This window comes from Micromonospora craterilacus, assembly GCF_003236315.1.
GTDB classification, from domain to species: Bacteria; Actinomycetota; Actinomycetes; order Mycobacteriales; family Micromonosporaceae; genus Micromonospora; species Micromonospora craterilacus.
Genome location: NZ_POTY01000348.1, coordinates 1 through 4,776 on the forward strand (window position 1 = coordinate 1; position 4,776 = coordinate 4,776).

At 73.6% G+C, this 4,776-nt stretch carries 6 protein-coding genes; 5 read left to right on the forward strand and 1 reads right to left on the reverse strand.

Annotated elements, in window-relative coordinates:
* Positions 1 to 8: 8 nt before the first annotated feature.
* Both C1I95_RS31815 and C1I95_RS31820 read left to right on the forward strand, forming a co-directional pair.
* Positions 9 to 455, forward strand: coding sequence for an ATP-binding protein (locus tag C1I95_RS31815; RefSeq protein ID WP_111219557.1), 447 nt, complete (start codon positions 9 to 11; stop codon positions 453 to 455).
* A gap of 103 nt (positions 456 to 558) precedes the next feature.
* Positions 559 to 1,443 carry a DUF5926 family protein gene (locus C1I95_RS31820; protein WP_111219549.1) on the forward strand — a complete coding sequence of 295 codons (885 nt, stop codon included), beginning with the start codon at positions 559 to 561 and terminating at the stop codon, positions 1,441 to 1,443.
* A 61-nt stretch (positions 1,444 to 1,504) separates the two neighbouring features.
* Here C1I95_RS31820 and C1I95_RS31825 read toward each other — a convergent pair whose 3' ends face one another.
* Complete coding sequence (locus C1I95_RS31825) at positions 1,505 to 2,704, reverse strand: arginine deiminase (RefSeq protein ID WP_111219551.1); 1,200 nt, start codon at positions 2,702 to 2,704, stop codon at positions 1,505 to 1,507.
* 164 nt (positions 2,705 to 2,868) lie between these two features.
* On the opposite strand from C1I95_RS31825, the gene C1I95_RS31830 reads away from it, so the two are divergent.
* From C1I95_RS31830 to C1I95_RS31840, 3 genes are all read left to right on the forward strand, one after another.
* The gene (locus tag C1I95_RS31830; protein ID WP_111219559.1) at positions 2,869 to 3,609 is read left to right on the forward strand and encodes a hypothetical protein; all 741 of its coding nucleotides are present in this window, start codon (positions 2,869 to 2,871) and stop codon (positions 3,607 to 3,609) included.
* Positions 3,610 to 3,775: 166 nt separating this feature from the next.
* The gene (locus tag C1I95_RS31835; RefSeq protein ID WP_111219553.1) at positions 3,776 to 4,231 is read left to right on the forward strand and encodes a PAS domain-containing protein; all 456 of its coding nucleotides are present in this window, start codon (positions 3,776 to 3,778) and stop codon (positions 4,229 to 4,231) included.
* Between the two features lie 75 nt (positions 4,232 to 4,306).
* Entirely contained in the window at positions 4,307 to 4,696 is a 390-nt protein-coding gene (locus C1I95_RS31840; protein ID WP_111219555.1) for an ACT domain-containing protein, read from the forward strand.
* The last annotated feature ends 80 nt before the right edge of the window (positions 4,697 to 4,776 follow it).

The following is a 4,776-nucleotide window of genomic DNA, read 5'->3' on the forward strand; positions in this document are numbered from 1 at the left end:
GGGCGGAAGTGTCGACGGGAGCGGTCGAACGAGCGTGGTGCGTGGTGGTGCCGCACCACGTCAGCGGGGCCCGGGTCGCCCGGCACCGGCTCGCCGCCGAGCTGGCCGAGGCGGTGTCCCCGGCGGCGCTGGCGGATCTGGTGGCGGTCCTGGCCGAGCTGGTGGGTAACGCGGTCCGGCACGCCGACCCGCTGCCCGGCGGGGTGGTCCGGGTGGCCTGGCGGCTGCGGCCCACGCCCGAGGGGGCGCACGTGCAGCTACGGGTCACCGACGGCGGAGCCGACGGCATCCCGCGGATCCGCCCGGCGGACGCGGCTGCGGCCGACGGCCGCGGCCTGCACATCGTCTCCGGCCTGGCCAGCCGGTGGGGCGTGGAACGGGACGGCCTCGGCCAGAGCGTCTGGGCCGACTTCGACCCCGCCCCCGACCGGCCGGGCCTGGTGGCCGCCGGCTGAGCCCGGGTAACCAGCGGCACCGGCCCGCTTGCGGTGGCCGGATGCCACGGTAGGGGCGGGTCCTGCCCCCACCGCCTTGTCGGGGCCTCTAGGCTGTGTCGCCGTGAGCAAGCGTCGAAAGAACCAGCGGGCCGCCGCACCGACCGCCAAGCGGGAGCGGGTGCGGGACGTCTTCGTCCCCCGACCCTTCGAGGGGCTGACCGACGAGCCGGAGTGGATCGCCCTGCGGGAGCTGGTCCCCGCCGCCTCCGCGCCGCTGCGCCTCACCCCGGCGCTGGTGGAGGAGTACGGCGACCGGCCGGTCACGCTGGCCACGGTGCTGCCGATGGCCGCCCCCGCGATGAGCCGGACGGACGGGCACATCTTCGTCGGGCTCCAACGGCACCTCCAGTCCGGGGACGTCTCCCGTGATCTCGCCGAGTCGCTGCTCTGCGCGCTGCGGGTCGCCCCGGGTGAACGGGTTCCGGTGCCACCGCTGCCCGGCCCCGGTCCCCGACTCCAGGACATCCTGGTCGACGGCCCGTTGGAGATCACCCTGCACGAGGGCTTCGAGTTCTGGCTGGTTCCGGAGGCCGCCGACGACCCGACCGTGCAGGCGTCCCTGGAACGGGCCAACGCGGCGATCTATCCCACCGTACGGCTGGCTGCCGCGCGGGCGGCGTACTGGTGCCGGGTGCCGGAGAAGGCCCACGTGCGCTGGGTGCTGCCGGAGGCCGAGGAGGCCGCCCTGGACGCGCTGGCCCGGCTGGGCGCGGCCGGCTCGCTGACCCTCGGCGAGGGGACGAAGTTCGCCGGCATGTTCCGCGCCCACGGGCGGCTGGTGCCGGTTTGGGACCTGCCCGAGGACGCTCCGGCCGGTGACTGGGAGGACCCGGTGGCCGACTTCGCCAAGCGGTACGCCGACGCCCTGGCGGAGGCCGGCCCGCTCGACGCGGCGGCCCGGCGGTCCCGGCAGGGCCTGCTCGGCCGCCAGCTCACCCTGCGCTGACCGCGGACCGGTGTTAAGAAGGGCCCTTGCTCTACCGCAGGCGTTAAGAAGGGGCCCTTCCTTACTCCCTCAGCAGAGGGCAGGACATGCAGCGGGGGCCGCCGCGGCCCGAGCCCAGCTCGGAGCCGGCGATCGGGATGACCTCGATGCCAGCCCGCTCCAGTTGCGCGTTGGTCTCGACGTTGCGCTCGTAGCCGACGCAGAGCCGGGGCGCCAGCGCCAGGGTGTTGTTGCCGTCGTCCCACTGTTCCCGCTCGGCGGTCACCGGGTCGAGCCCGGTGTCGATCACCCGAAGCTGGTCCAGGTCCATCGCGTCGGCGGCCGCCCGCAGGAACGGCGCCGGGCCGTCGACCCGCGGGTCGTCGCCCTCCGCGCCGGCGATCACCGTGTACGCCGACAGCGTGCTAGCGATGTTCGGGTACATCAGCACCGCGTCGACATCGACCATCGTGCACACGGTGTCCAGGTGCATGGTCGCCCGTTCCTGGGCGATCGGCACGACGAGGATGGTGTGCGCGAGCCCCGCCGCGAAGACCTGGCGGGCCAGCCGTTCGGCGCCGGCCGGGGTGGTCCGCTCGCCCACCCCGACGGCCAGCACCCCGGATGCCAGGAGCAGCACGTCGCCGCCCTCCAGATGCTCCAGCCCGGGCCGGTAAACGAACTCGGTGCCGGCGAACCGCGGGTGATGCCGGTAGATCGCGTCGGTCAGCGTGGTCTCCCGCCGGCGGGCGGGCATGGCCAGGCTGGTCACCCCCACCCGGTCCCCGATCCACAGTGACGAGTCGCGGGTGAACAGGAGATTCGGGAGCGGGTCGATCACGAAGTCGTACCGGTCCATCAGGGTGTAGACCAGACCGCCACCCCGGCCCCCGCCGAGCCGCAGCTCCTCGTGGGCCAGGCCGGCGATGAGGACGCCGGCGAGCGCGGCCGGGTCGAGGTACGTCAGGTGCGCGCCGACCCGGGCGCGCAGGGCGTCGCCGAGCCGGGGTGAGCTGAGCACCTGCTCGGTCAGTTCGGCCCGGGCCTCCGGCGCGGCCAGTGCCTCGGTGAGCAGGTCGGTCAGGTAGAGCACCTCGACACCGCGCTCGCGCAGCGCCCCGGCGAAGGCGTCGTGCTCCTCCTGCGCTCGGCCCACCCACGGAATCGCGTCGAACAGCAGGGAGTCGTTGTTGCGTGGGGTGAGCCGGGCGAGTTCCGGCCCCGGCCGGTGCAACAGGACGGTGCCGAGCCGGCCGACCTCACTGTCCACGTAGTGGGTCACTCTCGCAGCGTAGGGGACGGGTTTGGCGGCATCCGGTAAAACAACTCCGGGTGAATATGGCATTCATCCACAGTCATTCCGGCGCTCCGGCTTGCCGAGTACCGGGACCAGCAACGTAGGGTAGTGAGAACGTAACTTCGAGGGACCTTTTGCCGGAGGTCGCGATGACTGTCTTCCCCGCTCGTCGAGCCGTACCGTCCGCCCGGGCGCTGCCGCCCGTGGCGGTGCCGCATCCCAGGATGGAAGCGCCAGGGGTGATCGCGGCCCCTCGTCCGTCCCCACTGGAGTGGGCTCGCCGTCGCCGGGCCGAGCGGGGTGCCCGGCGGCAGGAGGCGGCCGGTGCCCGCGCGCTCGGCCAGCTCGACCACCTCGGGCCGGCGTGGCACGTCGTCGACTGGCCGCGCACGGAGGCCGCTGACGCCCTGCTCGACGACAGCGACGACAACCACGCCGGGTTCCTGGCCATCGGCCCGAGCGGCCTGTTCGCCGTCACCATCGCCGACCACGGCCGGGCCCGGGTCCTGGTCGCCGGCGACGTGGTGCAGATCAACGGCAAGCGCCCGCCGTACGTGGCCGAGGCCCGCCGCGATGCCAGACGCGCCAGCAAGGCGCTGACCACGGCGGTCGGCCACCCGATCCCGGTGACGCCGGTGCTCACCTTCGTGGGCTCCGGCGTCATCAGCGTCTACGGCCTCCCCAAGGACTGCCTCATGGCGACCCACCGGGAGCTCGACAGGCTGCTCGTCGCCGCCGGCAACCGGATCAGTCCGGCCACCGCCGAGAAGCTGTCCCGGGTGGCGCAGCACCCCGCCACCTGGATGAACGGCACCTACCCACCGGCGGCGGACTACCGGTGGTACGAGGACGGCCGAACGGCCGCTGACAAGCCGGCCACCCGCCGGTAACGTCTGCCTCGACGCCACGCGGCCGGGCCCGGCTCAGCACTCGCCGGCCCGCGCCGTCGCCGACCGGGCCCCGATCAGCACCGACAGCCCGGACGCCCAGCGCGGTCGGCGGTCGCCGCGGCGACCGGCTAGCGTGGACGTACCGTCGGTGTGCATAGGAGGCGCGGTGGCCCACGTCGAACTCTCGCTCTCGGAAGTGTTCGCGCCCGCGGCAGGGACACCGACAGAGCAGGGGTACGACAACATCGGCCGGTGGTCTGCCACGGTCTCCAGCGCCGGCGAGCCCTGCCTGCTGATCGACGCCGAGACCCGGGTGGTGGCCGTCTCCACCGCCGGTTGCGAGCTGCTCGGCCTGGGCACGCCGGAGGACGTCATCGGGCTGCCGCTGCTCGACGGCGGGCTGCGGCTGGTGGACTTCACCGCGTACCGGGGCGAGCTGGCCGAGCCCGAGATCGACAAGATTCCGCCACTGCTGGCGCTCTCCTCCGGCCGCCTGGCCCGTGGCCTGCTCCGCATCGAGGCGGTGGAAGGGGCGTCTGACGCGACCGTCGACGCCATCTCCACGCCGGTGCTCGCCAACGGGGTGGTCGCCGGCTCGCTCACCTTCTTCTCCGAGGTCTGACCTGCGGCGGAGGGTGACGCTCGACGCACACGGCGGGTGGTGGGGCGGCCGGCACCGAGGTCGTAAGGTGCCATCATGCTCGAAATCGCTGTGCTGCCGGGGGAGTACGCCGTGTGCCGGATGGCGGCGGACTCCACCCTGCCGCCCGGGCTGTCGGGCGGGCTCGCCGGCGACCACATCGTCACGGTGAGCTGGACGGCCGACGGGATGTCGGTGATCTGCCCGGCCGAGCGGGCACCGGGAGAGGCCGACCGGGAGACCGCATGGCGGTGCCTGCGAGTGGCCGGTCCGACCGATGTCGCGGTGACCGACACCCTCACCGCCCTGGTCGACCCGCTGGGCGAGGCCCGGGTCAGCATCGTCGCCTTCTCCACGTACGACACCGACTACGTGCTGGTTCCGGCCGTACTCCTGGCCGAGGCGACGGCCGCACTGGTGCGCGCCGGTCACCGCGTACTCGACTGACCTTCACCACAGCGACAGATCCTCCTACCATGGGCTCGGCCGCCGGCCACCCCACAACGCTCCCCGCTGCCCTCGAGGAC